Annotated in this window: 2 protein-coding genes; one reads left to right on the forward strand and one right to left on the reverse strand. The window is 51.0% G+C overall.

The window, feature by feature from the left end:
- Positions 1 to 143: 143 nt before the first annotated feature.
- Entirely contained in the window at positions 144 to 3,212 is a 3,069-nt protein-coding gene (locus tag V6D20_20990) for an ATP-binding protein (protein HEY9818257.1), read from the reverse strand.
- Positions 3,213 to 3,495: 283 nt separating this feature from the next.
- On the opposite strand from V6D20_20990, the gene ribD reads away from it, so the two are divergent.
- The coding region (ribD, locus tag V6D20_20995) for a bifunctional diaminohydroxyphosphoribosylaminopyrimidine deaminase/5-amino-6-(5-phosphoribosylamino)uracil reductase RibD (protein HEY9818258.1) at positions 3,496 to 4,272 on the forward strand (777 nt) is incomplete at its 3' end.

The following is a 4,272-nucleotide window of genomic DNA, read 5'->3' on the forward strand; positions in this document are numbered from 1 at the left end:
TCCCGATCCCCCGCATCTCCTCAGCGATTTTTTCCAAAACAGCACCATTATGAGCAGTTTGCGCGGGTTGGGTAAGCCAGCAGCTAAGGTCGGTGAACCGGTCAAAGATCCGGGGTAGCCTAGGTGACGTGATCTGACGTGAGTCAACGCTGTTCTTCTCGATCCGGTGATGCGGCGATGTCTTGGGTCAGATCACTCAGGGTATCCAGACGAAACGTCTGAATCAACTCGGTGAGGGCGATCGCTAACCTCTGCTGCCCTGCGGGTATATCTTGCACGAGCTGCAGGGCTAGAACATCGTCCCCACTGATGGCGGCAGCATGGAGGCGATCGATCCAGGCTTGGGGCATGATCCGCAGATCATCGGCTGTTACCTGCTGGGAGGTGGTTGAATAGACGTTGTCTTGACTGGATGCGCGTTGATTAGCATAGAGATAGACCACGCCCAAATGGTGGGCGATCGCCTCCCAGATCTCAGCTTCTCGAAACGGCTTGCGGATAAAGTCATCACAGCCGATGCCCAAAATCTTCTCTCGATCTTGGGCCAGGGCGCTAGCTGTGAGGGCAATAATAATGGTGTCTTTTCCCTCAGGCGTAGACTTGATCAGGCGCGTCGCTTCATAACCATCCATGATCGGCATGCGCATGTCCATCCAAATCAGATGAGGGGCGTAGATTTGCCATTGGGCGATCGCTGCCTGGCCGTGATGGGCTTCCATAACCTCAAACCCAATGGGTTCTAGCAAGGCCCGCAGAAGTAGACGATTTTCAGGGACTTCATCCACAATCAACATGCGGTAGCGGGGTTGGTTCGGCGCTAGTCCCACCACTTGGCGCGGTGGCTGGGTGGATTGGATATCAGCTGCGGTAGCCCGCTGGATAGGAATACAAAACTGGAATTGACTGCCCTGACCCACAACGCTGTGGACTTGGATCGTTCCTCCCATCAACTGCACAAAGGTTTGGCTAATAGCAAGACCAAGCCCCGTACCTTGATGCGATCGCCGTCCCGCTGTAGTTTGCACAAAAGGATCAAACAGGCGCGCCACATCCTCCTCGGCAATCCCTGGGCCCGTGTCGCTGATGGTGAACTGGAGGAACACATGATGCTCTGGAAGAGTGTCTGAGAGAGTGGGGGTTTCCTGGGGAATCACCTCAAGGGTCACGGAGCCGCGATCGGTAAACTTAATGGCGTTGCCTAGGAGATTAATGAGCACTTGCCGCAGTTTCTGTTCATCCCCGATTAGATAATAAGGTATTGAGGTATGATTCTGAAAGGTAAGCAACAAACCCTTAGACTTAGCTCGCAGTCTTAACATGCCCTCTAGAGTTTTCAAAAGGGCAGCGAGATCAAAGGTGGCTAGATCTAGGGTCGTCTGTCCCGCCTCAATTTTTGACATATCTAAAATGTCATTGATTAAGGCCAGCAGATGTTCTCCACTGCGGCTGATGATGGTTAATTCTGGCGCAGCAGCGGCATAGGCAGCATTCCGCTGCATTAACTGAGTAAACCCAAGAATAGCATTTAGGGGCGTTCGTAACTCATGGCTCATGTTAGCTAAGAATGTACTTTTCGCCTTGTTGGCTGACTCGGCGGCTGTTTTAGCTTCCTGAAGAATAGCTTCTACCTGCTTAAGTTCTGTAATATCACTGAGAACACAGAGTACACAAGGTTCTCGATTCAATTCAATCACTTCAGCGGAGAATAAGACAGTGCGTAGGATGCCAGACTTAATCCGATACTGAATCTCCATATTACGAACTGTACCTTGATCTTCAATGCAGCAAATGGCATTCTCTAAATCATCGGGACAAGCCCAGAGATTGAGCTCAATCCCAGTTTTACCTAAAACTTCCTCACGGGTATAGCCACTGAGTGTCAGAAAACTATCATTAACATCCAAAATCTGCTCCGATGCATAGGCGACGATCGCCAGTGGCTCGGGCGATAGCCGAAAGGCTTTTGAAAATTTTTCCTCAGATTCCTGTAGGGCTTGAGTGCGCTCAGCAATCTTTTCTTCTAAATCCTGCTGCGCCTGCTTCAGTTGCGATCGCATTTCGTCAAATGCTTGGGCTAAAACCCCAATTTCATCCGTCCGTTGGGTATCGACTTCTTGGCTCCAGTCTCCTTGGGATAGTGCCGTTGCAGCCCGTACAAGCTGGGAAACCGGTGCTACCAACCAGCGGCTGGTGCGAATACCGATCATGATCGCAATCACAAGTGCTAAGAGACAAAAAAGTACAATGGTGCGGTTATTGTCCAGCATGACTTGAGTGAAATCTGACTGGGGCACCACAATAATCACCCGCCAGTCTAATCCTCTGCTGTCTTGAAATGGATGAACCTGTACAGATAAGGTCTGATTATTGATGCGAGGTGTAAGGGTTGAGCTATGGCGAATGGTGGAAAATTCACCCAGTTCTGACTCAATGTAGCGAGCGACCTCACGGGTTATGGGATCAGAACTAGCGATCGCTTCTAGCCGCTCCGTATCTGATGCTTCTACACCGGATGCCATGGAGCTAGCAATCAACCGTCCTTGCCGATCTACAATGAACGCCTGACCCGTTTTACCAATTGTCAAATCAGATAAGAAGTCACTGATCTGGTCTAGGCTCAGAGTTGCAGTCACAACCCCCACAAAGTTACCCTCTTGATCGTAGATCCGCTCTGACGCTGATAGCAGCAACTCTCTCGTATCGTAGGCAAAAAATGGTTCAGCCCAGAAGGATCCTCCAGCACCTAAAGCAACGCGATACCAGCTACGTTCCCTAGGATCAAAGTCTAGGAGGGGCTGAAGTTCTTGTAAGCGATCGCCTGTAGGAGTAATCTGCCAAAGTCTAGTTTGTCTGCCTATCTCTTGATCAATGATACCTAGAGTTAGCCCTGAGCCTTGGCGATCGCCAATACCGAGATAATTACCGTTTCGCAGCGCTACAGCTATAAAAATGAGATCGTTAAATTGACGACGGCGCTCCAACAGATAGGACTCAATAGCTGATAAGTCGTCTAAATCAATCAATTCCTGAGACAGAATATCAGCATTGATGCGGTTGACTGTATGGGGAACGGATAAATAATTCTCCAGCTTTCCCTGAACCTGCTCGTTGATTTCTCCTAATAGATCCTGTACTAGGCTATCAACAACTTGCTGACCATTGTAGAAATATAAATATCCAGTAATGCCCACCGCCGCAACGATTTGTGCCACAAATGGAACGATAAGAACAATCCGCAGGGATGGACGCCTACATCGTTGACAAAATTGATTAAACATTCGACGCACTGGAGTAATCATGCCGAATTTAGACGATGTACTATTGGATAATGCCCAAGCAGCCCTTTGTCTAGAAGTAACATCTAGAGGTCGTTCCCCACGCCCATGTAAGAATGCTGAGCTGCCAGCAACTAGGTTAGAACGTGGCAAAACTGCCGTAGATTCTAGATTGGAGTTATTCTAACACCGGAACTCTCAATAACAGGTAGTCTTATTCATGGATGCATCCAGTCTCCTAGACGTTGACCAAAGCATGATGCGGCGCTGCATAGACCTGGCCCAGTCTGCCGCCGGACGCACAGCTCCCAATCCCTTAGTGGGTGCGGTGGTGGTGCGCGATCGCCACATTGTCGGGGAAGGTTTTCATCCCCAGGCTGGCCAGCCCCACGCAGAAGTATTTGCCTTGCGGGCAGCCGGCGATCGCGCCCAAGGTGCCACGGTCTACGTCAATCTAGAACCCTGTAACCATTACGGACGCACGCCCCCCTGCACCGAAGCCTTGATCAACGCACAGGTGGCGCGGGTGGTGGTGGGGATGGTAGATCCTAATCCTAAAGTGGCGGGAACTGGAATCGCTCGGCTGCAGCAGGCGGGAATTGCCGTAACGGTGGGCGTAGAAGAGGCGGCTTGTCAAACCCTTAATGAGGCGTTTGTGCATCGTATCTTGCACCATCGTCCCTTTGGCATCTTGAAATATGCTATGACCCTGGATGGCAAAATTGCCGCAACGGGCGGTCATAGCGCCTGGGTGACCGGTTCCGCAGCCCGCACCCACGTCCATCAACTGCGATCGCGTTGTGATGCGGTGATTGTGGGCGGCCATACGGTACGGCAAGATAATCCTCGGTTAACCAGCCACGGTCAGAGCGATCGCAATCCTCTGCGGGTGGTGCTCAGCCGTTCCATGGCATTACCCATGGAAGCCCATCTTTGGCATACAGATCAGGCGGCCACCTTAGTGATCACAGAAACGGGGCAAGCCCCTGACCGGCAA

The sequence above is a fragment of the Candidatus Obscuribacterales bacterium genome, assembly GCA_036703605.1.
Lineage (GTDB): Bacteria > Cyanobacteriota > Cyanobacteriia > RECH01 > RECH01 > RECH01.